Annotated in this window: 21 protein-coding genes; 15 read left to right on the top strand and 6 right to left on the bottom strand. The window is 64.2% G+C overall.

From position 1 onward, the window contains the following. The first annotated feature begins 4 nt into the window (after positions 1-4). Positions 5-991 (top strand): NAD(P)H-quinone oxidoreductase, encoded by a 987-nt coding sequence (locus tag P1K30_RS10045; protein WP_275632590.1) that lies wholly within the window; start codon positions 5-7, stop codon positions 989-991. A gap of 162 nt (positions 992-1,153) precedes the next feature. Then, positions 1,154-1,957, top strand: a complete 804-nt coding sequence (locus P1K30_RS10040; RefSeq protein ID WP_275632589.1) for an aldo/keto reductase — start codon at positions 1,154-1,156, stop codon at positions 1,955-1,957. Positions 1,958-1,963: 6 nt separating this feature from the next. Here P1K30_RS10040 and P1K30_RS10035 read toward each other — a convergent pair whose 3' ends face one another. Continuing rightward, positions 1,964-2,593 (bottom strand): ribonuclease T2 family protein, encoded by a 630-nt coding sequence (locus tag P1K30_RS10035; RefSeq protein ID WP_275632588.1) that lies wholly within the window; start codon positions 2,591-2,593, stop codon positions 1,964-1,966. 127 nt (positions 2,594-2,720) lie between these two features. Between P1K30_RS10035 and P1K30_RS10030 the strand changes: the two genes are divergently transcribed. Both P1K30_RS10030 and hemF read left to right on the top strand, forming a co-directional pair. Beyond that, entirely contained in the window at positions 2,721-3,488 is a 768-nt protein-coding gene (locus P1K30_RS10030; RefSeq protein ID WP_275632587.1) for a DUF1013 domain-containing protein, read from the top strand. Positions 3,489-3,649: 161 nt separating this feature from the next. Next, positions 3,650-4,552 (top strand): oxygen-dependent coproporphyrinogen oxidase, encoded by a 903-nt coding sequence (gene hemF / locus P1K30_RS10025; protein WP_275632586.1) that lies wholly within the window; start codon positions 3,650-3,652, stop codon positions 4,550-4,552. Positions 4,553-4,559: 7 nt separating this feature from the next. Here the strand turns inward: hemF and P1K30_RS10020 are convergent, their stop codons facing one another. Beyond that, positions 4,560-6,248, bottom strand: coding sequence for a tryptophan halogenase family protein (locus P1K30_RS10020; RefSeq protein WP_275632585.1), 1,689 nt, complete (start codon positions 6,246-6,248; stop codon positions 4,560-4,562). Between the two features lie 152 nt (positions 6,249-6,400). Then, the gene (gene hemE, locus P1K30_RS10015; RefSeq protein ID WP_275632584.1) at positions 6,401-7,429 is read right to left on the bottom strand and encodes a uroporphyrinogen decarboxylase; all 1,029 of its coding nucleotides are present in this window, start codon (positions 7,427-7,429) and stop codon (positions 6,401-6,403) included. A gap of 127 nt (positions 7,430-7,556) precedes the next feature. Between hemE and hemC the strand changes: the two genes are divergently transcribed. The 4 genes from hemC to nusG all read left to right on the top strand — a co-directional run bounded on the left by hemC (position 7,557) and on the right by nusG (position 9,854). After that, entirely contained in the window at positions 7,557-8,507 is a 951-nt protein-coding gene (hemC, locus tag P1K30_RS10010) for a hydroxymethylbilane synthase (RefSeq protein ID WP_275632583.1), read from the top strand. A 69-nt stretch (positions 8,508-8,576) separates the two neighbouring features. Continuing rightward, positions 8,577-8,777 carry a preprotein translocase subunit SecE gene (secE, locus tag P1K30_RS10005; protein WP_275632582.1) on the top strand — a complete coding sequence of 67 codons (201 nt, stop codon included), beginning with the start codon at positions 8,577-8,579 and terminating at the stop codon, positions 8,775-8,777. Between the two features lie 114 nt (positions 8,778-8,891). After that, complete coding sequence (locus P1K30_RS10000) at positions 8,892-9,107, top strand: hypervirulence associated TUDOR domain-containing protein (RefSeq protein WP_275632581.1); 216 nt, start codon at positions 8,892-8,894, stop codon at positions 9,105-9,107. A gap of 213 nt (positions 9,108-9,320) precedes the next feature. After that, the gene (nusG, locus tag P1K30_RS09995) at positions 9,321-9,854 is read left to right on the top strand and encodes a transcription termination/antitermination protein NusG (protein WP_275632580.1); all 534 of its coding nucleotides are present in this window, start codon (positions 9,321-9,323) and stop codon (positions 9,852-9,854) included. 82 nt (positions 9,855-9,936) lie between these two features. Here the strand turns inward: nusG and P1K30_RS09990 are convergent, their stop codons facing one another. Then, on the bottom strand, positions 9,937-10,734 hold the full coding sequence (locus P1K30_RS09990; protein WP_275632579.1) for an SDR family NAD(P)-dependent oxidoreductase: 798 nt from the start codon (positions 10,732-10,734) through the stop codon (positions 9,937-9,939). Between the two features lie 53 nt (positions 10,735-10,787). Next, positions 10,788-12,005, bottom strand: coding sequence for an aminotransferase-like domain-containing protein (locus P1K30_RS09985; protein ID WP_275632578.1), 1,218 nt, complete (start codon positions 12,003-12,005; stop codon positions 10,788-10,790). Positions 12,006-12,263: 258 nt separating this feature from the next. On the opposite strand from P1K30_RS09985, the gene rplK reads away from it, so the two are divergent. Continuing rightward, the gene (gene rplK, locus P1K30_RS09980) at positions 12,264-12,689 is read left to right on the top strand and encodes a 50S ribosomal protein L11 (RefSeq protein WP_275632577.1); all 426 of its coding nucleotides are present in this window, start codon (positions 12,264-12,266) and stop codon (positions 12,687-12,689) included. A gap of 1 nt (position 12,690) precedes the next feature. Then, a complete protein-coding gene (rplA, locus tag P1K30_RS09975; RefSeq protein WP_275632576.1) occupies positions 12,691-13,410 on the top strand; it encodes a 50S ribosomal protein L1 in 720 nt (239 codons plus the stop codon). 65 nt (positions 13,411-13,475) lie between these two features. Here rplA and P1K30_RS09970 read toward each other — a convergent pair whose 3' ends face one another. Next, positions 13,476-14,267: a YkgJ family cysteine cluster protein gene (locus tag P1K30_RS09970; RefSeq protein ID WP_275632575.1), complete on the bottom strand. Its 792-nt coding sequence runs from the start codon at positions 14,265-14,267 to the stop codon at positions 13,476-13,478. Between the two features lie 525 nt (positions 14,268-14,792). Between P1K30_RS09970 and rplJ the strand changes: the two genes are divergently transcribed. The 5 genes from rplJ (at position 14,793) to P1K30_RS09945 (ending at position 25,634) form a co-directional block, all read left to right on the top strand. Next, complete coding sequence (gene rplJ / locus P1K30_RS09965; RefSeq protein WP_275632574.1) at positions 14,793-15,311, top strand: 50S ribosomal protein L10; 519 nt, start codon at positions 14,793-14,795, stop codon at positions 15,309-15,311. A 73-nt stretch (positions 15,312-15,384) separates the two neighbouring features. Further along, entirely contained in the window at positions 15,385-15,765 is a 381-nt protein-coding gene (gene rplL, locus P1K30_RS09960; RefSeq protein WP_275632573.1) for a 50S ribosomal protein L7/L12, read from the top strand. 247 nt (positions 15,766-16,012) lie between these two features. After that, entirely contained in the window at positions 16,013-20,149 is a 4,137-nt protein-coding gene (gene rpoB, locus P1K30_RS09955) for a DNA-directed RNA polymerase subunit beta (RefSeq protein WP_275632572.1), read from the top strand. A gap of 91 nt (positions 20,150-20,240) precedes the next feature. Further along, positions 20,241-24,482 (top strand): DNA-directed RNA polymerase subunit beta', encoded by a 4,242-nt coding sequence (gene rpoC, locus P1K30_RS09950; RefSeq protein ID WP_275632571.1) that lies wholly within the window; start codon positions 20,241-20,243, stop codon positions 24,480-24,482. Between the two features lie 240 nt (positions 24,483-24,722). After that, complete coding sequence (locus P1K30_RS09945; protein ID WP_275632570.1) at positions 24,723-25,634, top strand: alpha/beta hydrolase; 912 nt, start codon at positions 24,723-24,725, stop codon at positions 25,632-25,634. Positions 25,635-25,710 lie beyond the last annotated feature (76 nt).

Raw genomic sequence — 25,710 nt, 5'->3', positions numbered from 1 at the left:
ACCGATGCCCGACACGATGACCGTGATCGAGATTTCCGAGCCCGGCGGCCCGGAGGTCCTGCGCCCGACCGAACGCCCGGTTCCGCAGCCGGGGCACGGTCAGATCCTGATCCGCGTGGCCTTTGCCGGCGTGAACCGCCCCGATGCGTTGCAGCGGGCGGGGAACTATGCGCCGCCCCCCGGTGCGTCCGATCTTCCCGGGCTGGAAGCCAGCGGTACGGTCGCAGCCGTCGGCCCGGGCGTGACGCAGTGGAAAGAGGGCGACGCCGTCTGCGCGCTGCTTCCGGGCGGCGGATACGCGGAATACGTCGTGACGCCTGCCGCCCACGCGCTGCCGGTGCCCAAGGTTCTGGACATGGCCGCGGCGGCCTGCCTGCCGGAAACCTACTTCACCGTCTGGACCAACGTGTTCATGCGCGGCGGGTTGGCCGCGGGCGAACGGTTTCTGGTGCACGGCGGATCGTCGGGTATCGGCACGACCGCGATCCAGCTGGGCGCGCATTTCGGCGCCCGTGTCTTCGCGACCGCCGGCAGCGCCGAGAAATGTGCGGCGTGCGAGAAGCTGGGCGCCGAACGGGCCATCAACTATCGCGACGACGATTTCGTCGAGATCCTGAAGGAAGAGGGTGGCGCGCAGCTGATCCTAGACATGGTCGGCGGCGATTATATTCCGCGCAACGTGCGTGCGCTGGCGGACGACGGGCGGCTGGTTCAGATCGCCTTCCTGTCCGGTCCGAAGGTCGAGCTGAACTTCGCCCAGATCATGGCGCGGCGGCTGACGGTCACGGGGTCGACCCTGCGCCCGCAAAGCGACGCGGCGAAGGCGAAGATCGCCGACGGCCTGCGTGCCCATGTCTGGCCGCTGCTGGAAGCGGGCCGCGTGGCGCCTGTGATGGATTCCACCTTCCCTCTGGCCGAGGCGGCGAAAGCCCATGCCCGGATGGAAAGCTCTGCCCATATCGGGAAGATCGTCCTTCAGGTTGCGGGCTGACTGGCGCAACCGCCATCAAAGTGCACGGAATTGGTGCAAGCTTAAAACTTAATTCTCCCATAAGGTGCGAAAGGCGCCTTTTCTAACGTGCAATCCCTGCAAGATTGAACTTTTTGCCGGCTTCACCGTTCTTCTTATCGTGAGGATCGGAAGGAAAAGAGATTGCTGACTGATATTCCCCAGATTGGATTTGGGACGTGGACGCAGAAAGGGGGCGAAGGCGAACAGCTGGTCGCCGCTGCCCTAGAGGCCGGTTATCGGCACCTCGACACCGCAGACGCCTATGACAACGAAACCGAAGTCGGAAACGCTGTCGCCGCAAGCGGTATCGCGCGGGACGACCTTTGGATCACGACCAAGATCCCGGTGTCCAAGTACGGCGACATCCGGAAGGCGACGGACGACAGCCTGACGCGGCTGAAGCTGGATCAAGTCGACCTGATGTACCTGCACTGGCCGTCGCAGGACATGCCGCTGAAAGACTATCTGACCCCGCTGGCGCGCGTGCAGGACGAAGGGCTTGTCCGGCACATCGGCGTGTCGAACTTCAACAAGGCGCTGATCGACGAAGCCGCGCAGATCCTTGGCGGGCCCGAGCGGATCTTCATGAACCAGATCGAGCTGTCGCCGTATCTGGCGAACACCCCGATCGTGCAGCACTGCCGCGAGCTTGGGATCGGCCTGACCGCCTATTGCCCGCTGGCGCGTGGACGCATCAAGGACGACCCGATCCTGAAGGGACTGGGCGACGAGCTTGGCGCGACCGAGGGGCAGGTGGCGCTCGCCTACCTGATGTTCAAGGGATACGTGGTGATCCCGACGTCGTCGAAGCCCGAGCGGATCGCCGAGAACTTCGCCGCGAAGGACCTTGAACTGACCGATGCCCACATCGATCAGATCGACCGGCTGGACCGGCAGGACCGCGTGGTCGATCCCGACTGGGCGCCCGAATGGGACACGTACTGAACCCGCTCAGTCGATCGGGTCCAGCAGCGCGTCGGACATCGTGCAGTCGCGCCGGACATCGGCGCCGCACTCGCGGAACTCTAGGTCGCGGGTCAGGCAGATCCGCGCCTCTTGGATGCGACCGGACCGGCAGGTGATAGTGATCCCGTCCGGCTGGAGCCCGGGGTTGTCCTTGACGAAAGCGTCCTCGATGACCGACGCGGGCAGGGTGACGGGTTCTTCCAGCCTGCGCAGCACCTCGGGGCGGGTGATGCGGTCATAGGCGACGCGGGCCAGCGCAAAATAGTCGTCCGACGTCAGGCCGGCGCAGCGGCCATGCTTCTTCCACTGGTGCCACGCGGACCCGCCGGTCCCCATGATGTCGGCCATCGCGGCGGTCTCTGACCGAGACGGGTTGCGGGTGTTGTTGCGGCAGTAGCTTGGCCAGCCGTCTTCGTACTGCGGCCACAGCCCGTGCATCACCCAGCCAAAGTCTTTCTCGTCGTCGCATTGCGCGCTGCCGGACGCTTCGCCTTCCAGCGCGCACCACGTCGGCGACCATGACAAAGACAGGACGTAATAGTCGAAATCGCCCGGTGCCTCGCCCTCTGCAAAGGCGGTGCTCGCGGTTAGGAACAAGGCTGCGATCCAGCGCATGGGGGCTTTTCCTTTGGGCAATTTGACGCTATATGGGCCGCCAACTTCCCCGAAAACGAGGATAGGGTCCAGCCGGACCAGCCGTTTTCACGGCGAAGAAGGTATTTGTCGAAGGAGACGCAGGATGATGGCGAAACCGATCATGGCGAAAGCCACCGCTGTCTGGCTGGTGGATAACACGACGCTGAGCTTCAAGCAGATCGCGGATTTCTGCGGACTGCACGAGCTGGAGGTTCAGGGCATCGCGGACGGCGACGTCGCGGCCGGCGTGAAGGGCTTCGATCCGATCGCCAACAACCAACTGACCCAAGAGGATATCGACAAGGCCGAGAAGGACGTGCTGTACAAGCTGAAGCTGAAGCACAACCCGGCCGCCGTGGGCGAGGAAAAGCGGCGCGGCCCGCGGTATACCCCGCTGTCCAAGCGTCAGGACCGTCCGAACGCGATCCTTTGGCTGGTGAAGTTCCACCCCGAGCTGACCGACGGCCAGATCTCGAAGCTGGTGGGCACCACCAAGCCGACGATCCAGTCGATCCGCGAGCGCACGCACTGGAACATCGCGAACATGCAGCCGATCGACCCCGTCGCGCTGGGCCTGTGTAAGCAGATGGAACTGGACGCGGCGGTGGCCAAGGCGGCCAAGAAGCTGGACGCGGTGATGACCGACGACGAGCGGCGCAAGCTGGTCTCGACCGAGCAGAGCCTTGAAATGGATACCGATCCGAAGATCCCGACGGCGATCTCGGGGCTTGAGACGTTCTCGCTGTCGGACGATCCGCGCGGCGATGACGACGACAAGGAAGACGATCTGCCGGACGCCGACAGCTTCTTCAACCTGCCGTCGGGCGACGATCAGCCGGATGTCGACGACGAGGACGACGAAGACAAACGCTAAGCGTCGCTGCCGAACACGGCATCGGACACGGACAGACCCCGGCCATTGCGCCGGGGTTTTTCGTTGGTGGCCACGATTGCGGCGATCCGGCCCGGGCAGGGCTGTTGACGCCGGACGCCGGGCCGCGCATCTACGCCGCAAGACGCAGAAGGAGACCCGCGATGCCCGATGACAGCGACGTGTCGTTCGACGACCGCAAGGCCCGTGCCTCGGGCTGGTTCCGCCAGCTGCGCGACAGCATCGTCGCGGCGTTCGAGGCGTTGGAGGACAGCCAGTCCACCGGCCCCTTCGCCGAACAGCCCGCCGGCCGGTTCGAGGTCACCGAGACCCGTCGCGCCGCCGAGGGCGAGGCGGATGCCGGCGGCGGCCTGATGAGCGTCATGCGGGGCGGTCGCGTGTTCGAGAAGGTCGGCGTCAACATCTCGACCGTTTACGGCACGCTGGGCGACGCGGCGCAGGTGTCGATGGCGGCGCGCGGTGTGCCGGGGATCACCGACGACCCGCGGTTCTGGGCGTCGGGCATCAGCCTTGTCGCGCATATGCAGAACCCGCACACACCCGCCGTCCACATGAACACCCGGATGTTCTGGACGCCGAACGCGTGGTGGTTCGGCGGCGGCGCGGATCTGAACCCCTGCATCGAGTATGACGAGGATACCGCCAGTTTCCACGCCGCGCTGAAAGCCGGATGCGATCCGCACGGGGCCGATCTTTACGATCGCTTCAAGGCGTGGGCGGACGAGTATTTCTATATCCCGCACCGCAAGCGCGCACGGGGCGTGGGCGGCATCTTCTACGACGACCTGAACACCGACGACTGGGAGGCGGATTTCGCCTTCACGCAGGACGTGGGCCGCGCCTTCCTGCCAGCGTTCCTGCCGGTGACAGAGCGGCGCCGCGACACCCCGTGGACAGACGCGGACAAAGACACGCAACTGGTCCATCGCGGGCTGTATGCCGAGTACAACCTTGTCTACGACCGTGGCACGAAGTTCGGACTGGCCACCGGGCACGACCCGGATGCCGTCCTGATGAGCCTGCCGCCGCTGGCGAAATGGCGGTGACGCTGCGCTAAAGCAGGCTGGCGCTTTCGTCGTCCAGCGTGTCCGGGGCGGGCGGCGCCTTCGGCAGGTGGGACAGCGGCGTGCCGGGCAGGGGGACCGTCGCCTGCGGCATCGCGAAGCCCCCCATCGCGGGCTGGCGCGCGGCGGCGCCGGGGCGGATCTCGCCCCGCATCTCGGCAAGATAGCTGCGGTGGTCGCAGGCGACCTCGACCTTCTGTTTCACCTGCGCCCGCATCTGGCCGAGGTAAGACTTCCACTGGGCCGCATCCAGCCGTGTGCCCCGCGCCAGCTTGCCCCGGCCATAGCCGGTCTCGTATACCCGTTTGCCCAGCAGCACGGCCTGATAGGTCGAGTGGTCGAACAGCACGGCCTTGGGCAGGTCCAAGGGGCCGGGCAGGGCATAGCGCCAGGTTTCCAGCAGCTCGGCCAGCCGGTCCGGCACCTCGAGCGTCTCGCGCGCGTCGATCCAGTATTGGCTGTCGGTCCGGTTCCCAAGCGCATAGTGCAGGACGATGAAGTCGCGGACTTCGTCGTACATGCGGTCTGTCAGCCGGTTGAAGTGGTCGCGCAGCGGCGGCGCGAAATCGCTGTCCGGGAAGTAGGTGGTCAGCCACCGGACGCTCATGTCGATCATGTGGATCGCGGTGGATTCCAGCGGCTCGATGAAACCCCCGGCCAGTCCCAGCGCGACACAGTTCTTCACCCACGCACGGCGGTTGCGGCCGATGCGCATGGGGATCACGCGTGGCTCTGCGTCTTTCGCATCGGGGCCGAGGTGGGCAAGGAATTCGTCGCGCGCTTCGTCGTCGGTCCGGTGCGCGCTGGAAAAGACATAGCCGGTGCCGATCCGGTTGTAGAGCGGCACGCGCCACGACCACCCGGCGCCTAGCGCGGTGGAACGTGTGACGGGCTCTAGCTTTTGCTTGTCACGGTGCGGGATCTGCACCGCCATCGCCCGGTCGTTGGCCAGATAGCGGGAATAGCTGACGAACGGTTCGTTCAGCGCCTTGTTGATGACCAGCCCGCGGAAGCCGGTGCAATCGATCACCAGCTCGACCGGATGCCGTCCCGAGCGTTCCAGTTGCAACGCGGCGACATAGCCCCGGTCGTCCAGTTCCACGTCCTGCATATTGTCACGCAGGTGCCTGACACCGGCCTCTGTGCAGGTCTTCTGCATCAGCCCGGCGAACTTCCCGGCGTCGAGGTGGTAGGCGTACCCGATCTTCAGTTTCTGGTCGAACTCCCCCGCGCCGGACATCCGTGGCGCGCGGCAGGCGCGGATGAAATCGACGGTGGGCGTATAGGTCTGGACGAAATCCAAGGGGCCGGCGCCAAGGTCGCTGTAATAGACCCCAAGTTCCTGATGCCCCAGCGCGGGCGGGCGGGCGAACGGGTTGATGTACGAGATCGGTTTGCCGGCCCGGTCCCGGTTCCAGTCGGTGAAATCGACGCCAAGTTTGAACGACGCGTTGCAGGTGCGAAAGAAGTCCCGTTCAGAGATCCCGCACTGGTGCAATGTGCGCGGCATGTTCGGGACGGTCGCCTCTCCGACGCCGACGGTGGCGATGTCGGGCGACTCGATCAGCGTGATCTTCAGCTTGCGGCCCTGTTGCAGCCCGGTCTGAAGCAACATCGCGGCCATCCAGCCCGCCGTGCCGCCGCCGACGATGGTTATTTCGCGGATCGGTTTCGCCATCTCGGTGCTCCCCCTGCGGACTGACGCAAGGGAAGCTTAAGGGGCAGGGCGGGGCAAAGTCACCCGTGCATTCGGATCGGACGCAACGGGGGTGGTCGGCGGGCCACAGCCGTGCCGGTGTCCGGCCCAACCTGACCCGCGACCGGGGCGCGTCAGCTGCGGATCGCCTCTAGCAGCACGTTCACGTTCTCGGGGTCCGCGTCGGGGGTGATGCCGTGGCCAAGGTTGAAGATGTGCGGCCCGCCAGAGAAGGCAGCCTTGATCCGCTTCGCCTCGTCGATCAGTTGCTGGCCGCCGGTGACCATCAGCTTGGGATCAAGATTGCCCTGAACACAGCCGTCCTTCTGGACGTGCGCCACGGCCCAAGCGGCGTCGACCGAGTTGTCCAGCGCCACGCAATCCGCGCCGGTCGCCTTCGCGAAGCCTTCGTAGGCCGGTCCGGCCTCGCGCGGGAACGCGATGACGGGAAGGCCGGGGTGGCGGTCTTTCAGCGCGGTGATGATGCGGCGGGCCGGGGCTATGGCATAGGTTTCGAAGGCATCCGCCGGCAGCGAACCGGCCCAGCTGTCGAACAGTTTCACCACTTCGGCCCCGGCCTCGACCTGTGCGGATAGGTATTCAATTGTGGCCTCGGTGATGCGGTCCATCAGCGCGTCGAACAGGGCCGGGTTGCCGGTGCGCAGGGCGTGCGCCGGGGCCTGATCGGGCGTGCCGCGCCCGGCGATCATATAGGTCGCGACGGTCCAAGGTGCCCCGGCGAAACCGATCAGAGTGGTGTCCGAGGGTAGTTCCCGCGACAGGATCTTCACCGTCTCGTAGACCGGCGACAGGGTGTCGTGGATCGCCCCGACCGGCTTTAGCGCGTCAAAGTCGGCCTGCCCGTCGATGGTCGACAGACGCGGGCCCTCGCCGGTCACGAACCACAAGTCGGCGCCGAGCGCTTGCGGTACCAGCAGAATGTCCGCGAACAGGATCGCCGCGTCGAAGCCGAAGCGCCGGATCGGTTGCAACGTGACCTCGGCGGCCAGATCGGGGGTGTAGCACAGAGACAGGAAATCGCCCGCCTGCGCCCGCGTCGCCTTGTACTCGGGCAGATAGCGTCCCGCCTGCCGCATCAGCCATGCCGGCGGCACCGCCTGTGTCTCGCCCGCCAGCGCGCGAAGGATCGTCTTCGAGGTCATTCAAAACTCCCGTTCGTTCCGGTGACAGGTCTAGCGCGCAGCGACCGGAGTCAAGCGGATCGAGTCCGGCGCGCCCGGATGCCGCGCCCCGTTTTCCTTTCCGCGCGGTTCGTTTATGGCGGGGTTCATGACCATGCCCACACCCAACGACCCGCTGAAGATCGGCACCCGCGGCTCGCCGCTTGCGCTGGCGCAGGCGCACGAGACCCGCGACCGGCTTGCCGCCGCTTTCGACCTGCCGGCCGAGGCGTTTTCGATCGTCGTGATCCGCACCACCGGCGACGACGCCGCGCTGATCGCGAAGGACAAGCCGCTGAAAGAGCTTGGCGGCAAGGGGCTGTTCACCAAGGAGATCGAGGAACAGCTTTTGTCGGGCGGCATCGACATCGCGGTGCATTCGATGAAGGACATGCCAGTGGACCAACCGGGCGGGCTGGTGCTGGATTGCTACCTGCCGCGCGAGGACGTGCGCGATGCGTTCATCTCTCCGACGCTGGGCGGTATCGGGGACCTGCCCGAAGGCGCCGTGGTAGGGACGTCCAGCTTGCGGCGCAAGGCGCAGCTTTTGAACCGGCGGCCCGATCTGGCCGTGGTGGAGTTCCGGGGCAACGTGCAGACCCGGCTGCGCAAGCTTGCCGACGGCGTGGCGCAGGCGACCTTCCTTGCCAAGGCGGGGCTGAACCGGATGCCCGACCTAGAGGTGCCGCACCGGCCCATCGACCCCGACGACATGCTGCCCGCCATCGCACAGGGCGCCATCGGGATCGAGCGGCGCGGCGACGACAGCCGCGTGGCGGGAATGCTGGAGGCCATCCACGACACGGAAACCGGCAAGCGGCTTGCGGCCGAGCGGGCTTTTCTTGCGGCGCTTGACGGGTCCTGTGAAACGCCGATTGCCGGGCTGGCGGAACTGGACGGCAACCGTCTGCGTTTGCGTGGTGAAATCCTGCGGACCGACGGGTCCGAAGCACTGGCCGATGACATTGTCGGGGCGGTCGAGGACGGCCCCGAGATGGGGCGCGCGATGGCTGCGGGACTGCTTGCGCAGGCGGGCGAAGGCTTCTTCGACTGGAAGTGACTCTGGTGCCGCTTGAAATGCGCGCCGAAAACCCGTATCTGCCGCCCGATCCGATCCAAAGGAATGACGATGGCCACCCGTACCAATCCGCTTCAGTTCGTCCAGCAGGTCCGCGCCGAAATCGCGAAGGTCGTCTGGCCGACCCGCCGCGAGGTGCTGCTGACCACCGTGATGGTGTTCGTGATGGCATCGCTGACGGCGGTGTTCTTCTTCCTTGTTGACTGGGTCATCCGCTCGGGCTTGCAGATCCTGCTGACCTACGTCGGCTGATACCGGCTCTCCGCCTTGGCGGAACCTGCCTGACATCACACCCGAAAGCGCCGCCCGGTCCTTGCCGTGGGGGCGCTTCTGCCTAGCTGGTCCGCCAATGAAGGAGGACCGCGCATGGCACGTTACGACGAAGGCGACAAAGTCGAGTGGGACTGGGGCAACGGCACCGGGACCGGTACCGTCCAGAAGGTTTACACCCAGAAGACGACGATCAAGGCGCAGGGGTCCGAGGTGACCCGCAATGCCGACGAAGACAATCCCGCCTACCGGATCGAGCAATCGGACGGGGACGAGGTTCTGAAATCCGAAAGCGAGTTGCGCAAGGCGTGATCCCGGTCCGCGGTTCCGTGTCAGAAGGAACGCCGCTGCGCCTTTGCGGGTCAATCGGCTTGAATTCCGTGTGATTGCGCTGTATCGGGGCCGAACTTCCCCGACATCGCGAGCATCGAATCGACAGCCTCGCCTTAGTGTGTTCGGGAACAATGGGAACAACGGCGCGGATTTCCGACGGAAATTCGGGCGTAGATCAGGACGGACGACGGTATGGCCAAGCGTTGGTATTCGGTGAGCGTGCTCTCGAACTTCGAGAAACGGGTGGCGGAACAGATCCGGCATGCCGTCGCCGACGCGGGTCTCGAGGACGAGATCGAAGAAGTGCTGGTCCCGACCGAAGAGGTCATCGAGGTCCGGCGCGGCAAGAAGGTCACGGCCGAACGCCGCTTCATGCCCGGCTACGTGCTGGTGCGGATGGAGATGACCAACGCGGGCTATCACCTGATCACCTCGATCAACCGCGTCACCGGCTTCCTTGGTCCGCAGGGCAAGCCGATGCCGATGCGCGACGCCGAGGTGAATGGCATCCTGAACCGTGTCGAGGAAGGGCAGGAGGCCCCGCGGACCCTGATCCACTTCGACGTGGGCGAGAAGGTGTCCGTCACCGACGGCCCGTTCGAGGGCTTCGACGGCATGGTCGAGGAAGTGGACGACGACAACCAGCGCCTGAAGGTGTCGGTGTCGATCTTCGGCCGCGCGACCCCGGTGGAACTGGAATACACTCAGGTGTCCAAGCAGGGCTAATCGCCCTTGCCAGCTTCCCCGCGCGGGTCACAAGACGACGAGCCCCGGCCAAGTGTCGGGGCTTTTCTTTTGCGGCGATGCCTTAGCTGCCTTCGGTGAGCGCCCGTTGGAACTGGTCGCGCATATGCGCCACGCCGGCGGTCGTCATGCCGCCGTCCGCGACAAGCTCGCTGCCGGTCATGTAGGACGACTGCGGCGAAGCGAGGAAGGCCACGATGTTGGCGATCTCTTCCGGCTGGGCCTCGCGGCCAAGCGGGATCGCGTGGCGGTTCGCCTCTAGATGACCGGCGGGCGCGGCGGCGGTCAGCGGTGTGGCGATGGTCGACGGGTGGACCGAGTTGACCCGGATGCCGTCGCCGACCAATTCCAGCGCCGTCGACTTGGTAAGTCCGCGCACGGCCCACTTGCTGGCGGTGTAGGAGGGGTCGAGATGCGCCACGACCCCCGCGGTCGACGAGATGTTCACGACCGAGGCCGCGCCAGACCGTTTCAGTAGTTCGCGGCAGGACCGGATCGCCAGAAAGGTCCCGGCGACGTTGACATCGAACGCGCGGCGCCACTGGTCCAGCGTCTGGTCCGACAGCCGCTGACGAATGATGATGGCGGCGTTGTTCACGAGGATGTCCAGCTTGCCGAAGGTGGCGTCGATGGCATCGACAAGCGCGGACCAGTCGGCCTCGGACGTCACATCGTGGTGCCGAAAGCTTACCGTCTTTCCCGCCGCGGTCAGGTCTTCGGCAAGGGCCGTGCCGTCGTCGTCCAGAACATCGGCGATGACGACGGCGGCACCATCCTCGGCAAGTCGCCGCACGATGGCCGCGCCCAGCCCGCGTGCGCCGCCGGTGACGCAAGCGGTCATTCCATCAAGATCTTGAGCCAAGGTATCCTCCCTTTTCGGCGTCTGAGCTAGGCGTCCCTCCTCGACGCCATGTGCTAGCGCCGGACGTTGCCGCTGATTTCCGGCACGCCGAATTCCGCCTGACAGATCGTCGCCAGCTTCGCCACGCCGGCGCGGATCGTTTCGATCGGCGGATTGGCGAAACAGATCCTTATCCAGCGGTCCGCGTCGCCTTCCAGCGACCAGTCCGGCCCCGGGTTCACGGCGACACCCTGTGCGCCGGCCACCGCCGCAAGGCGGGGCGTGGTGACGCCCTCGGGCAGTTTCATCCAAAGAAAGATACCGCCGGGCGGTTTGGCGAACTGCACCGTCGTGCCGAAGTGTTCGTTCACCGCGTCGATCAGCGCGTCCAGCTTGCCTTCAAGCACGGCGTTGCAGTGGCGGACGTGCGCGTCGAACCGGTCTATGCCGTATTCCGCCAGCATCATCTGTTCCAATGCGGGCGATCCGGCGTCCTTCTTCAGCGCGACAAGCCGACCAAGAACGGGCCAGTCCGCGTTGATGTAGCCCACCCGAAGCGCCGGGCCGACCGTCTTGGAAAACGTGCCGATGTGGATGACCATTCCGCTGTCGTCCAGCGCCCGCAGCGCGGGAGGGCGTTCGTTGGCCCAGACGATGTCGGAATAGCATTCGTCCTCGAAAATCGGCACGCTGTGCGCTTTCGCCAGTTCAAGCATCCGGTGGCGGCGGTCCAGCGGAAGGATGGTCCCGGTCGGATTGTGGACGGTCGCGATGGTGAAGATGTACTTCGGCCGGATGCCCTGCGCCGCAAGGTCGTTCAGCGCCGTTTCAAGCGCGTCCATCCGCATCCCGTCGGCATCAAGAGCGACGGGCACCATCTTCACGCCCATCGCGCGCAGCTTCGAGAAGGTGCCGCCATAGTTGGTTTCTTCGACGATCACGGTGTCGCCGGGTTCCAGCAAAAGCGTGTTGACCAGGTCCATCGCCTGCAGCGAGCCCGAGGTCAGCAGGATGTCGTCGCCAGTGGTCTCGATCCCCGCGTACCGGTTCAGCTTCTCGGCGACGAAGTCCCGCAAGGGGCGATAGCCCTGCGGCCCGCTGCGCAGGCTGTAGGTCGCGATGTCGGCCCCCTCGCGCGCGAGCGCCCGGTCCATCGCCGCGCGCAGGTCGTCCACCGGGACGGTGGCGTTGTCGATGTGGCCCCCGACGAAGTTGAACTCGGGGAAGCCGGACCATCGGTTGGCCGGGGCGGGCGTGCCTTCGGGCAGCAGCGCAGTGAAGTCGAAACTCATCGGTTGTCCTGTTACCTAGTGTCCGGCGACCGTAGGGTCAGCGGGTCGCTTGTGGCAAGCGTCTCGGGCACCAACGGCGACGCGCGGAAGCGGGCGGGTCAGGCTTGCCGAATCCCGTTCGGGGGTGTATGGGCCGCGTCTGTTGTCGAAAGACGGCATCCCGTGTGGGAGGCGAGGGCATCGCGATGTCCGGACCAGACCACATCAACCGAAACCCGCAGGACGCGTCGTGCGGGTGTTGAACAAAGGAATTGGCACATGGCCAAGAAAATTGCCGGCACCATGAAGCTTCAGGTGCCCGCCGGACAAGCGAACCCCTCTCCGCCGGTTGGTCCGGCGCTGGGTCAGCGCGGCATCAACATCATGGAATTCTGCAAGGCGTTCAACGCCAAGACGCAGGAAATGGAAGCCGGTGCGCCGTGCCCCACCGTGATCACCTACTACCAAGACAAGTCCTTCACGATGGACATCAAGACGCCGCCCGCGTCTTACTATCTGAAGAAGGCTGCCAAGCTGAAGTCCGCCGCCAACAACCCCGGCCGCGAGACCGTGGGTTCGGTGTCCGTCGCCCAGGTGAAAGAAATCGCCGAAGCGAAGATGAAAGATCTGAACGCGAACGACATCGACGCCGCGATGCAGATCATCCTGGGCTCCGCCCGCTCCATGGGCATCGAGGTGAAGTAAGATGGCAAAGCTCGGAAAACGCACCCGCGCTGCGCGCGAAGCCTTCGCCGGCAAGGAAAACCTGTCGGTTGAGGAAGCTGTCGAACTGGTGAAATCGAACGCCAAGTCGAAATTCGACGAGTCGGTCGAGATCGCGATGAACCTGGGCGTCGACCCGCGTCACGCCGACCAGATGGTCCGTGGCACCGTGACTCTGCCCAACGGCACCGGCAAGACCGTTCGCGTCGCCGTGTTCGCCCGTGGCGCGAAGGCTGACGAAGCCACCGCCGCTGGCGCGGACATCGTTGGCGCCGAGGACCTGATGGAAACCATTCAGGGCGGCACGATCGATTTCGACCGCTGCATCGCCACCCCGGACATGATGCCGATCGTCGGTCGTCTGGGTAAGGTGCTTGGCCCGCGGAACCTGATGCCGAACCCGAAGGTCGGCACGGTGACGATGGACGTCAAGGAAGCCGTCGAGGCTGCCAAAGGCGGTCAGGTCCAGTTCAAGGCCGAGAAAGCGGGCGTCGTGCACGCTGGCGTCGGCAAAGCCTCGTTCTCGGCCGAACAGCTGGCTGACAACGTGCGCGCCTTCGTGGACGCGGTGAACAAGGCGAAGCCGACGGGCGCCAAAGGGACCTACATGAAAAAGGTCTCGATCAGCTCGACGATGGGCCCGGGCGTGTCGATCGACGTGCTGTCGGCCACCGGCAACGCACCGGCCGAAGCCGCCGAGTAAGGCGCTTCGACATCGGAATTCGAAAGGGCGGGCCTGCGAGTCCGCCCTTTCTGTTTTGGAAAGTGTCAGCGGCCCCCTGCCTTGGCGGCGTCCCTGCAGGCGTCTTCCAGTGCGCGCGGCTTGTGGCGGGCAGCGTCGAGCGTGGTGGCGCGGTCTTCTCCGTCGATCGCGCCCTGTGCGATCCGGGCCATCGCGTAGGTGGGCACCCGCGCAAGCCCTTTCAGAAGATCCCGCGACAGCGCGTGGACCGCGAGATAGTCAAGGTGGCTGCCCAGCAGGCCTGCGCCCGTTTCGGCGCCGCCCTCGGCGTTGACGCGGCACGCCTCGGCATCGGTGGAGATGAACGAGCGGCAGATCGTCGGACGCGCCTCGTAGGCGCGGCAGGCGCGGGTTTCGGGGTCCAGGGCGGGGCAGGCGGCTGGGTGCCAGCCGCGCCCGTCGGGTTGACCGGCAAGGGGGGACAGGGCGTCGTGGAGGCGGGATGCTTCCGCCTCGGTGATGGTGCCGCCGTCGCCGCCTTGCAGGATGCAGCAGAATGCACAGCCTTCGGCACAGGCGGCTTCGGTCACGGCGCGGGGCGGATTTTGCATCAGCGCATCGCGCGACACATCGCCCAGCCGAACGGCTGCCTGACCGCGGGCCAGTTCGCCTGCCGCCTGTTGCAGGGAAAGGCCGTGTGCGACAGCCGTATCCAGATAGGCGGCCAACATGCGGCGGGCGCGCGCCTCGGCGTCCTTGCCAGCCCCGGCGGCGCGGGCGCGGTCAAGGCGGGCGCGCAGATCCGCGACGGTGGTCGGGCGGCCCTTGGCCTTCCCCTGAGACTTGCCAGCGGCGCGGCGGTCGGTGCGGGAATTCATTGTGGCTGGCGTGTCCTGTTTCGCGATGCTGCCGGTACTATACGATCCGGTCGGGCGGGCTGCCAGTTGATCGCCAGCCGCCCTTGAACCGCCCGATTTTTACGCAACCACTTGATCTGGACGGGCCGTTCCCGCACACTACCCTCCGTGATGGGCAACTTGATGCGCCTGCCGAACATCGCCTGAAACAGGCCGACCCGCGATGCAATGCGTCTGGGCGGATTTTTCTGTGGTTCGGGGCTTCACATTCCTCACGCCAGCGTCTAGACACACCGCTTGTCCGGTGCCCGAGTCTCTTGGGTGCCCGGATGATTCGTCCGAGACGGTGGGTGGCCCGAGTTCCTTCGAAGCCATAATTCCTGCCCGAGACGGGAAGAGACCAAGAATTCTTCGGATGGCCCCCGAACTTTCGCCGGGCTGTTTCGGGGCGAATTGGCTGGACCCGTAAGGACCCGACGCCGGGCAACTGCCCGGTGAACTAGGAGCCGGGGGGTCGCCAAGGCCCTCCATACTTGGAGTAAAACTGTGGATAGAGCCCAGAAAGAGAAAGTGGTCGAGGAACTCGGCCAGATCTTCGAAAGCTCTGGCGTCGTGGTGGTTGCACACTACGCGGGTCTCACGGTTGCCGAGATGCAAGACCTGCGCGCACGCATGCGTGTTGCGGGCGGGGCTGTGCGCGTTGCCAAGAACAAGCTCGCCAAGATCGCCCTGGAAGGTAAGCCGAACGCTTCGATCGCTGATTACCTGACGGGCATGACCGTAATCGCCTATTCCGAGGACCCCGTGGCAGCAGCCAAGGTGGCCGAGGACTTCGCCAAGGATAACAAAAAGTTTGAGATCCTTGGCGGTGCAATGGGCGAAGACGCTCTGGACCGTGCCGGTGTCGAGGCCGTGTCGAAAATGCCTTCGCGCGACGAGCTTATCGCTCAGATCGCAAGCATGCTCGGTGCGCCCGCTTCGAACATCGCCGGTGCTATTGGCGCACCTGCTTCGAACATCGCAAGCATCCTCTCGACTATCGAGGAAAAGGCCGAAGCGGCCTAAGGCAAACGGGATATCCCGCGTGGGGTTGTATCCTCTCGCGTTGGAACACATCTAGGAAAACGGAAACAGTACAATGGCTGATCTGAAGAAACTCGCCGAAGAGATCGTGGGCCTGACCCTGCTCGAGGCTCAGGAACTGAAAACCATCCTGAAAGACGAATACGGCATCGAGCCCGCTGCAGGCGGCGCTGTCATGATGGCCGGTCCGGCTGCCGGTGGCGACGCTGCTGCCGAAGAAGAAAAGACCGAATTCGACGTCATCCTGAAATCGGCTGGCGCTTCGAAAATCAACGTCATCAAAGAAGTCCGCGCCATCACCGGCCTGGGCCTCAAAGAAGCCAAGGAACTGGTCGAAGCCGGCGGCAAAGCCGTCAAAGAAGGCGTCGACAAGGCCGAAGCCGACGAGATCAAAGGCAAGCTGGAAGCGGCTGGCGCCGAGGTCGAAGTCAAGTGATTTCCGCCGTTCCCATGTGGAACGGATGAGAAGTTCGAACGCGGCTGGATCCGGGTGTTTTCCGGGTCCAGCCATCCGCGTCTCAGGAAGGGCTTTGCAGCCCAGAGCCCTTCCTAAGGTGCGGAAACCGATCGGGCGGCAGCCGGTGGGACGGCTGCCAGGGATAGATCGGTCCCACCTGACCCAAGGGCGCGTTGCCGAAGCCCCGACGGCGCCGCGTTTGCTATGATGAGAGGTGTATTCCCTTATGGCGTCCAGCTACCTTGGCCAGAAGCGTCTCCGTAAATACTATGGCAAAATCCGGGAAGTCCTGGAAATGCCGAACCTCATTGAGGTTCAGAAATCCAGCTATGAACTGTTCCTGAAATCCGGCGACGCGATCGAGCCCGCGCTGGACGAAGGCATCAACGGCGTGTTCCGTTCGGTCTTTCCGATCAAGGACTTCAACGAGACTGCCGTTCTCGAGTTCGTGAAGTACGAGCTTGAAAAGCCGAAATACGATGTCGACGAGTGCATGCAGCGCGACATGACCTACAGCGCGCCGCTGAAGGTCACGCTTCGCCTCATCGTGTTCGATGTCGACGAAGACACCGGCGCCAAGTCGGTCAAGGACATCAAGGAACAGGACGTCTTCATGGGCGACATGCCCCTGATGACCCCGAACGGCACCTTCATCGTGAACGGAACCGAGCGTGTCATCGTTTCCCAGATGCACCGCTCGCCGGGTGTGTTCTTCGATCACGACAAGGGCAAGACCCACGCTTCGGGCAAGCTGCTGTTCGCCTGCCGCATCATTCCCTATCGCGGCTCTTGGCTGGACTTCGAATTCGACGCCAAGGACATCGTGTTCGCGCGCATCGACCGTCGCCGCAAGCTGCCGGTGACCACCCTCCTGTACGCCCTCGGGCTGGACCAGGAGGCGATCATGGACGCCTACTACAACACGGTCACCTACGAGCTTGAGAAGAACCGCGGCTGGAAGACCAAGTTCTTCCCCGAGCGCGTCCGCGGCACTCGTCCGCCGTTCGATCTGGTCGACGCGGCCACCGGAGAGGTCTTTGCCGAAGCCGGCAAGAAGATCACTCCGCGCGCCGTCAAGAAGATCATCGACGAGGGTCAGATCACCGAACTGCTGGTTCCCTTCCAGCAGATCGTTGGCAAGTACGCCGCCAAGGACATGATCAACGAGGAAACCGGCGCGATCTATGTCGAAGCCGGCGACGAACTGACGTGGGAAACCGACAAGGAAGGTGAAGTCACCGGCGGCACGCTGAAAGAGCTGGTCGACGCGGGCATCACCGAGATTCCGGTTCTGGACATCGATAACGTCAACGTCGGTCCGTACATGCGCAACACGATGGCCCAGGACAAGAACATGGACCGCGGCACCGCGCTGATGGACATCTACCGGGTCATGCGCCCGGGCGAGCCGCCCACCGTCGATGCCGCCTCAGCCCTGTTCGACACCCTGTTCTTCGACAGCGAGCGTTACGACCTTTCGGCCGTTGGTCGCGTGAAGATGAACATGCGCCTCGCGCTTGACGCGCCGGACACCCAGCGGACCCTGCGCAAGGAAGACATCGTCGCTTGTGTGAAGGCGCTGGTCGACCTGCGTGATGGCCGTGGCGAGATCGACGACATCGACCACCTCGGCAACCGCCGGGTGCGCTCGGTCGGCGAACTGATGGAAAACCAGTACCGTGTCGGCCTTCTGCGGATGGAACGCGCGATCAAGGAGCGCATGTCGTCGGTCGAGATCGACACCGTCATGCCGCAAGACCTGATCAACGCGAAACCGGCCGCCGCCGCCGTGCGCGAGTTCTTCGGCTCGTCGCAGCTGTCGCAGTTCATGGACCAGACCAACCCGCTGTCCGAAGTGACGCACAAGCGTCGCCTGTCGGCGCTTGGCCCGGGCGGTCTGACCCGCGAACGTGCCGGCTTTGAGGTGCGCGACGTTCACCCGACCCACTATGGCCGGATGTGCCCGATTGAGACGCCGGAAGGTCCGAACATCGGTCTGATCAACTCGCTCGCCACCTTTGCCCGCGTGAACAAGTACGGTTTCATCGAAACCCCGTACCGCGTGGTGAACAACGGTCAGGTCACGGACGAAGTTCACTACATGTCCGCGACCGAGGAAATGCGTCACACCGTGGCGCAGGCCAACGCGACGCTGGACGAAACCGGCAAGTTCGTGAACGAGATGGTGAACACCCGCCAGTCGGGTGAATACACGCTTGCGCCGAACGAGGCCGTCGACCTGATCGACGTGTCGCCGAAACAGCTGGTGTCGGTCGCGGCGTCGCTTATTCCGTTCCTGGAAAACGACGACGCCAACCGCGCACTGATGGGCTCGAACATGCAGCGGCAGGCCGTGCCTCTGCTGCAGGCCGACGCTCCGTTCGTGGGCACCGGGATCGAAGGCAAGGTCGCCATCGACTCTGGCGCCGCGATTCAGGCGCGCCGCGCCGGGATCATCGACCAGGTCGACGCGCAGCGGATCGTTATCCGCGCGACCGAAGATCTGGAGCCGGGCGATCCGGGCGTCGACATCTACCGTCTGCGCAAGTTCCAGCGTTCGAACCAGAACACCTGCATCAACCAGCGCCCGCTGGTGAAGGTCGGTGACAAGGTCGGCAAGGGCGAAGTCGTGGCCGATGGTCCGTCGACCGATCTTGGCGAACTGGCTCTGGGCAAGAACGTGGTCGTCGCGTTCATGCCGTGGAACGGCTACAACTACGAGGACTCGATCCTGATCTCCGAGCGTATCGTGCGCGACGACGTCTTCACCTCGATCCACATCGAGGAATTCGAAGTCGCCGCCCGTGACACCAAGCTTGGGCCGGAAGAGATCACCCGCGACATCCCGAATGTCGGTGAAGAAGCGCTGCGCAACCTCGACGAGGCTGGCATCGTCTACATCGGCGCCGAGGTCGGGCCGGGCGACATCCTTGTCGGCAAGATCACTCCGAAGGGTGAAAGCCCGATGACGCCGGAAGAAAAGCTTCTGCGCGCCATCTTCGGTGAAAAGGCGTCGGACGTGCGCGATACCTCGCTGCGGCTTCCGCCGGGCGACTTCGGCACGATCGTGGAAGTCCGCGTGTTCAACCGTCACGGCGTGGAGAAGGACGAACGTGCCCTCCAGATCGAGCGGGAAGAGGTGGAACGCCTGTCGCGCGACCGCGACGACGAGCTGCACATCCTCGAGCGCAACATCTACGCGCGTCTGAAGGACATGATCCTTGGCAAGACCGCGGTGAAGGGTCCGAAAGGCGTCAAGCCGGGCTCGGAAATCACCGAGGATCTGCTGGAGATGCTGTCCCGTGGCCAGTGGTGGCAACTTGCACTGAGCGACGACGCCGAGGCCCAGATGGTCGAGGCGCTGAACGCCCAGTTCGAGGCCCAGAAGCGGGCGCTGGACGCGCGCTTCGAGGACAAGGTCGAGAAAGTCCGTCGTGGCGACGACCTGCCGCCGGGCGTCATGAAGATGGTCAAGGTCTTCGTCGCGGTGAAGCGCAAGCTGCAGCCGGGCGACAAGATGGCCGGCCGTCACGGCAACAAGGGCGTCATCTCGCGCGTGGTGCCGATCGAGGACATGCCGTTCCTTGGCGACGGGACCCCGGTCGACTTCGTTCTGAACCCGCTCGGCGTGCCGTCGCGGATGAACGTCGGCCAGATCCTTGAGACCCACATGGGCTGGGCCGCACGCGGTCTGGGCATCCAGATCGACGACGCGCTGCAGTCCTACAAGCGGGACGGCGACCTGACCCCGGTCAAGGAAGCGATGCGGATCGCCTATGGCGACGATGTCTACGAAGAAGGCATCGCCGAGATGGACGACCAGCAGCTTCTGGAAGCGGCGGGCAACGTGACCCGCGGCGTGCCGATCGCCACCCCGGTGTTCGACGGCGCCAAGGAAGCGGACGTCAACGACTCGCTGAAGCGGGCCGGTTTCAATGAAAGCGGCCAGTCGGATCTGTTCGACGGGCGGACGGGCGAGAAATTCGCGCGGCCGGTGACGGTGGGCATTAAGTACCTGCTGAAACTGCACCACCTTGTCGACGACAAGATCCACGCGCGGTCGACCGGCCCGTACTCGCTTGTGACCCAGCAGCCGCTGGGCGGTAAGGCGCAGTTCGGCGGTCAGCGTTTCGGGGAGATGGAGGTCTGGGCACTGGAAGCCTACGGCGCCGCCTACACCCTGCAGGAAATGCTGACGGTGAAGTCGGACGACGTGGCGGGCCGGACCAAGGTCTACGAAAGCATCGTCAAGGGCGAGGACAACTTCGAGGCGGGCGTTCCCGAGAGCTTCAACGTGCTCGTGAAGGAAGTCCGCGGCCTCGGCCTGAACATGGAACTCCTGGATGCGGAGGGGGAAGAGTAACGCTGCGCGACAAGCGCGCACCCTACCAACCGTAGGGTGCGTGTCTTCCACGCACCGTCCCCCTCCCAACGCCCCTGATTAGGAATTCGATATGAACCAGGAACTGACCACCAACCCGTTCAACCCGCTTGCGGCGCCGAAGACCTTCGACGAGATCAAGGTCTCGCTGGCGTCGCCCGAGCGGATCCTGTCTTGGTCCTATGGTGAGATCAAGAAGCCCGAGACGATCAACTACCGGACGTTCAAGCCCGAGCGTGACGGCCTGTTCTGCGCGCGCATCTTCGGTCCGATCAAGGACTACGAATGCCTGTGCGGCAAATACAAGCGGATGAAGTATCGCGGCGTCGTCTGCGAGAAATGCGGTGTGGAAGTCACGCTGCAGAAGGTTCGCCGCGAACGTATGGGCCACATCGAACTGGCCGCGCCGGTCGCGCACATCTGGTTCCTGAAGTCGCTTCCGTCCCGGATCGGCCTCATGCTGGACATGACGCTGCGCGATCTCGAGCGGATCCTGTACTTCGAGAACTACGTCGTGATCGAGCCGGGTCTGACCGACCTGTCCTACGGCCAGCTGATGTCCGAGGAAGAGTTCAACGACGCGCAGGACGCCTACGGCGGTGACGCTTTCGAAGCTGACATCGGCGCCGAGGCGATCCGCAAGATGCTGGCCAACATCGACCTCGAGTCCGAGGCCGAGCAGCTGCGCGCCGATCTGGCCGAGGCCACCGGCGAACTGAAGCCCAAGAAGATCATCAAACGCCTGAAGATCGTCGAAAGCTTCCTGGAATCCGGCAACCGCCCGGAATGGATGATCATGACGGTCATCCCGGTCATCCCGCCCGAACTGCGCCCGCTGGTTCCGCTGGACGGCGGCCGGTTCGCGACGTCGGACCTGAACGACCTGTACCGCCGGGTGATCAACCGGAACAACCGCCTGAAGCGCCTGATCGAGCTTCGCGCGCCGGACATCATCATCCGTAACGAAAAGCGGATGCTGCAGGAATCCGTCGACGCCCTGTTCGACAACGGCCGTCGCGGCCGCGTCATCACCGGCGCGAACCGTCGTCCGCTGAAGTCGCTGTCCGACATGCTGAAAGGCAAGCAGGGCCGCTTCCGCCAGAACCTTCTGGGTAAGCGCGTCGACTTCTCGGGCCGTTCGGTCATCGTGACCGGCCCCGAGCTGAAGCTGCACCAGTGCGGTCTGCCGAAAAAGATGGCGCTCGAGCTGTTCAAGCCGTTCATCTACTCGCGGCTCGAGGCGAAGGGTCTGTCTTCGACGGTCAAGCAGGCGAAGAAGCTGGTCGAGAAAGAGCGCCCGGAAGTCTGGGACATCCTCGACGAGGTGATCCGCGAGCACCCGGTTCTGCTGAACCGCGCGCCGACGCTGCACCGTCTGGGCATCCAGGCGTTCGAACCCACGCTGATCGAAGGCAAGGCGATCCAGCTGCACCCGCTCGTGTGTTCGGCGTTCAACGCCGACTTCGACGGTGACCAGATGGCCGTCCACGTTCCGCTTTCGCTGGAAGCCCAGCTGGAAGCGCGCGTGCTGATGATGTCGACGAACAACGTTCTGTCGCCCGCCAACGGCGCGCCGATCATCGTTCCGTCGCAGGACATGATCCTTGGCCTGTACTACATCACGATGCAGCGCGAAGGCATGAAGGGCGAAGGCATGGTCTTCGCGGACACCGACGAGGTTCAGCACGCGCTGGATTCCGGCGAGGTGCACCTGCACGCCAAGGTCACTGCGCGTGTGAAGCAGATCGACGAGGAAGGTCAGGAAGTCTGGCAGCGGTTCGAGACGACCCCGGGCCGCGTAAAGCTCGGCGCGCTTCTGCCGCTGAACGCCAAGGCTCCGTTCGAGCTGGTCAACCGTCTTCTGCGGAAGAAGGAAGTGCAGCAGGTCATCGACACCGTCTACCGTTATTGCGGTCAGAAAGAGTCGGTCATCTTCTGTGACCAGATCATGTCGACCGGTTTCCGCGAGGCCTTCAAGGCCGGCATCTCGTTCGGCAAGGACGACATGCTGATCCCCGACACCAAGTGGGGCATCGTGAACGGCGTGCGCGAGCAGGTCAAAGAGTTCGAACAGCAGTACATGGACGGCCTGATCACTCAGGGCGAAAAGTACAACAAGGTGGTCGATGCCTGGTCGAAGTGTTCGGACCAGGTGGCGGACGCCATGATGGGCGAAATCTCTGCCGTGCGGTACGACGATGCCGGCGCAGAGCTGGAACCGAACTCGGTCTACATGATGTCGCACTCCGGTGCGCGGGGTTCGCCGGCCCAGATGAAGCAGCTGGGCGGGATGCGCGGTCTGATGGCCAAGCCTTCGGGCGAGATCATCGAGACGCCGATCATCTCGAACTTTAAAGAAGGCCTGACCGTGCTGGAGTACTTCAACTCCACCCACGGCGCCCGTAAGGGTCTGGCCGATACCGCGCTGAAGACGGCGAACTCGGGTTACCTGACCCGTCGTCTTGTGGACGTGGCGCAGGACTGCATCGTGCGCCAGCACGACTGTGGCACCGAGAAGTCGATCACGGCCGAAGCCGCCGTGAACGACGGCGAGGTGGTGGCGTCGCTGGCAGAGCGCATCCTGGGCCGTGTCGCGGCCGAGGACGTGCTGAACCCCGGCACCGACGAGGTTCTGGTGGGCCAGGGCGAGCTGATCGACGAACGCAAGGCCGATGCGGTGGAAACCGCCGGTGTCGCTTCGATGCGTATCCGCAGCCCGCTGACCTGCGAGGCCGAGGAAGGCGTCTGCGCCATGTGCTACGGTCGCGACCTGGCACGCGGTACGATGGTGAACCAGGGCGAGGCCGTGGGCATCATCGCGGCGCAGTCCATCGGTGAACCCGGCACGCAGCTGACGATGCGGACGTTCCACATCGGCGGCATCGCGCAGGGTGGCCAGCAGTCGTTCCTCGAAGCTTCGGCTTCGGGCAAGGTCGAATTCCGCAACCCCAGCATCCTGATCAACGCCGCCGGCGAACAGATCGTTGTTGGCCGGAACATGACCCTTGCCATCATGGACGAGAACGGCACCGAACGCGCCACCCACAAGCTGGGCTACGGCACCAAGGTGTTCCCGGAAGACGGCGCAACCGTCGAACGGGGCGACAAGCTGATCGAGTGGGATCCCTATACCCTTCCGATCATCGCCGAGAAGGACGCGACCGTCCGTTTCGTCGACCTTGTCGCCGGTCTGTCGGTCCGCGAGGACACCGACGAGGCCACCGGCATGACCCAGCGGATCGTGTCCGACTGGCGGTCCGCGCCGAAGGGCAGCGACCTGAAGCCCGAGATCATTCTCGTGGACGAGGATGGCGAACCGGTCCGCAACGATGCGGGCAACCCGGTGACCTATCCGATGTCGGTGGACGCCATTCTGTCGATCGAAGACGGTGTGAAGGTTCAGGCCGGCGACGTCGTCGCGCGTATCCCGCGCGAAGGTGCCAAGACCAAGGACATCACCGGCGGTCTGCCGCGGGTGGCGGAACTCTTCGAGGCGCGTCGTCCCAAGGATCACGCGATCATCGCCGAGATCGACGGCTACGTTCGGTTCGGACGCGACTACAAGAACAAGCGTCGCATCTCGATCGAACCGTCGGACGAGTCGATGGAGCCCGTCGAGTACATGGTGCCCAAGGGCAAGCACATCCCGGTGCAGGAAGGCGACTTCGTGCAGAAGGGCGACTACATCATGGATGGCAACCCGGCGCCGCATGACATTCTTGCCGTCATGGGTGTCGAGGCTTTGGCCGACTACATGATCGACGAAGTGCAGGACGTGTACCGACTGCAGGGTGTGAAGATCAACGACAAGCACATCGAGGTGATCGTTCGCCAGATGCTGCAAAAGTGGGAGATCCTCGACTCGGGCGACACGACCCTTCTCAAGGGCGAGCACGTCGACAAGATCGAGTTCGACGAGGCCAACGAAAAGGCCGCGTCGAAGGGGGGCCGTCTGGCCCAGGGCGAGCCGATCCTTCTGGGGATCACCAAAGCCTCGCTGCAGACCCGCTCGTTCATCTCGGCGGCGTCGTTCCAGGAAACCACGCGCGTCCTCACCGAAGCCTCGGTGCAGGGCAAGCGGGACAAGCTGGTCGGCCTGAAGGAAAACGTCATCGTCGGCCGTCTGATCCCGGCCGGTACGGGTGGCGCGACCCAGCGGGTCCGTCGCGTGGCGCAAGAGCGCGACAACAAGGTGATCGAAGAGGCACGGGCCGAGGCGGAAGCAGCCGCGGCGCTGGCCGCCCCGGTCGAGGACTTCATGTCCGACGACGACTTCGACGCCGGTCTGGTGGAAACGCCGGAAAGCCGCGACTGATCGCTGACCGATCCTGAGTGAACAGAACGCCCCGCTTGGAAACGAGCGGGGCGTTTTTCTTTGGCGGTGTCCACGGGTGGGTACGTCATGGCATGTCGGGCATCACGCGGGGAAGGTCGGGTTCGGGGCTAATGTCACGCAGCCTTAGAAAGCGCCAATGTAGTTTCTGCCAAAAATCTTGAGGTGTGCGGCACGGCATGCTTAATTTTCTTTGCGGATTGATTGGGCTTGGGCTTAGATATGCATTACTCTCGGGAAGATTTTAATTTTCACTCCCTCGGTGCAACGTTGCGAGGATGGCTGTATTTGCCGGCCGGCAAACAAGACGATCTGCCGGCGGTCATCATGGCCCACGGGTTCACGGCGACGCGCACTATGACGATTGATAAGTACGCCGAGGCCTTCGCGGAAGCCGGGATTGCCGCCCTAGTCTACGACCACCGGGGCTTCGGCGCGAGCGAGGGCGAACCTCGCCGTGACGTCAACATTTTCTTTCAAGCCAAAGGCTATCGCGACGCGCTGACCGCCCTTTCCGAGCGGTCGGACATTGATGCAAATCGCATCGCCATCTGGGGTGACAGCCTATCGGGTGACGTCTCGCTTCTCGTTGCGGCGGTGGACGATCGACCTGCCGCCGTCGTTATTCAGTGCCCGGGTTTTGGCAGAGAAATTCTGCCATCCGACACCGAAGGCCGGGCCATCGCGGAGTATTCCAGAATACTGGATTCGGACGACATCCTTGGCTTGCCGCGCCAGACAAGCCTGCGGTTGCCCGTGGTCATGCCTGACCCGATGCGCCAGCCGAGCAATTTCGACGAACTGACGGCCTGGCGGTGGTTCATCGAACACGGGGCGCGGCTGAATAGCGGATGGGAAAACGATTGCCAGGTCTCTAGCATACAACTGGACACGGCCTACAACGTGTCGCACTGCGCGCCTCACGTTAAGGTGCCCACCCTTGTGATGCTGTCGTTCGAAGACGAAATACCCGCCGCCAACCCCGAGGTCGCGCGCCATGTCTACGACCTGCTCCCGGGACCCAAGCAAAAGCACGAGATTGCGGGCGGGCATTTTGGGCTGTTGTGGCATCCGTCCGAATTGTTCGACGAAGCGTCGCGTCTCCAGAAGGCATTTCTGCTAGAGCATCTTTGACGCACTCGAGATTGCGTTGGACGACTGCGTCTGGTTCATGCCGCAAACCCGACCAACCCCAGTCCGCGGACACACC

This window comes from Psychromarinibacter halotolerans (genome assembly GCF_029168315.1).
Lineage (GTDB): Bacteria > Pseudomonadota > Alphaproteobacteria > Rhodobacterales > Rhodobacteraceae > Psychromarinibacter > Psychromarinibacter halotolerans.
Note: the sequence above shows the minus strand (reverse complement) of the source record. Positions and strands in the feature narration are given on the sequence as shown.

What these genes read in the sequence shown, in the direction of transcription:
- rpoC (WP_275632571.1), top strand. Translation starts at nt 20,241, where the DNA reads ATGAACCAGGAACTGACCACCAACCCGTTCAACCCGCTTGCGGCGCCG.
- hemF (WP_275632586.1), top strand. Translation starts at nt 3,650, where the DNA reads ATGCCCGATGACAGCGACGTGTCGTTCGACGACCGCAAGGCCCGTGCC.
- hemE (WP_275632584.1), bottom strand. Translation starts at nt 7,429, where the DNA reads ATGACCTCGAAGACGATCCTTCGCGCGCTGGCGGGCGAGACACAGGCG.
- P1K30_RS10000 (WP_275632581.1), top strand. Translation starts at nt 8,892, where the DNA reads ATGGCACGTTACGACGAAGGCGACAAAGTCGAGTGGGACTGGGGCAAC.
- P1K30_RS09970 (WP_275632575.1), bottom strand. Translation starts at nt 14,267, where the DNA reads ATGAATTCCCGCACCGACCGCCGCGCCGCTGGCAAGTCTCAGGGGAAG.
- secE (WP_275632582.1), top strand. Translation starts at nt 8,577, where the DNA reads ATGGCCACCCGTACCAATCCGCTTCAGTTCGTCCAGCAGGTCCGCGCC.
- rplL (WP_275632573.1), top strand. Translation starts at nt 15,385, where the DNA reads ATGGCTGATCTGAAGAAACTCGCCGAAGAGATCGTGGGCCTGACCCTG.
- P1K30_RS09985 (WP_275632578.1), bottom strand. Translation starts at nt 12,005, where the DNA reads ATGAGTTTCGACTTCACTGCGCTGCTGCCCGAAGGCACGCCCGCCCCG.
- rpoB (WP_275632572.1), top strand. Translation starts at nt 16,013, where the DNA reads ATGGCGTCCAGCTACCTTGGCCAGAAGCGTCTCCGTAAATACTATGGC.
- P1K30_RS10020 (WP_275632585.1), bottom strand. Translation starts at nt 6,248, where the DNA reads ATGGCGAAACCGATCCGCGAAATAACCATCGTCGGCGGCGGCACGGCG.
- P1K30_RS09945 (WP_275632570.1), top strand. Translation starts at nt 24,723, where the DNA reads ATGCATTACTCTCGGGAAGATTTTAATTTTCACTCCCTCGGTGCAACG.
- hemC (WP_275632583.1), top strand. Translation starts at nt 7,557, where the DNA reads ATGACCATGCCCACACCCAACGACCCGCTGAAGATCGGCACCCGCGGC.
- nusG (WP_275632580.1), top strand. Translation starts at nt 9,321, where the DNA reads ATGGCCAAGCGTTGGTATTCGGTGAGCGTGCTCTCGAACTTCGAGAAA.
- P1K30_RS10045 (WP_275632590.1), top strand. Translation starts at nt 5, where the DNA reads ATGCCCGACACGATGACCGTGATCGAGATTTCCGAGCCCGGCGGCCCG.
- rplK (WP_275632577.1), top strand. Translation starts at nt 12,264, where the DNA reads ATGGCCAAGAAAATTGCCGGCACCATGAAGCTTCAGGTGCCCGCCGGA.
- P1K30_RS10035 (WP_275632588.1), bottom strand. Translation starts at nt 2,593, where the DNA reads ATGCGCTGGATCGCAGCCTTGTTCCTAACCGCGAGCACCGCCTTTGCA.
- P1K30_RS10030 (WP_275632587.1), top strand. Translation starts at nt 2,721, where the DNA reads ATGGCGAAACCGATCATGGCGAAAGCCACCGCTGTCTGGCTGGTGGAT.
- rplA (WP_275632576.1), top strand. Translation starts at nt 12,691, where the DNA reads ATGGCAAAGCTCGGAAAACGCACCCGCGCTGCGCGCGAAGCCTTCGCC.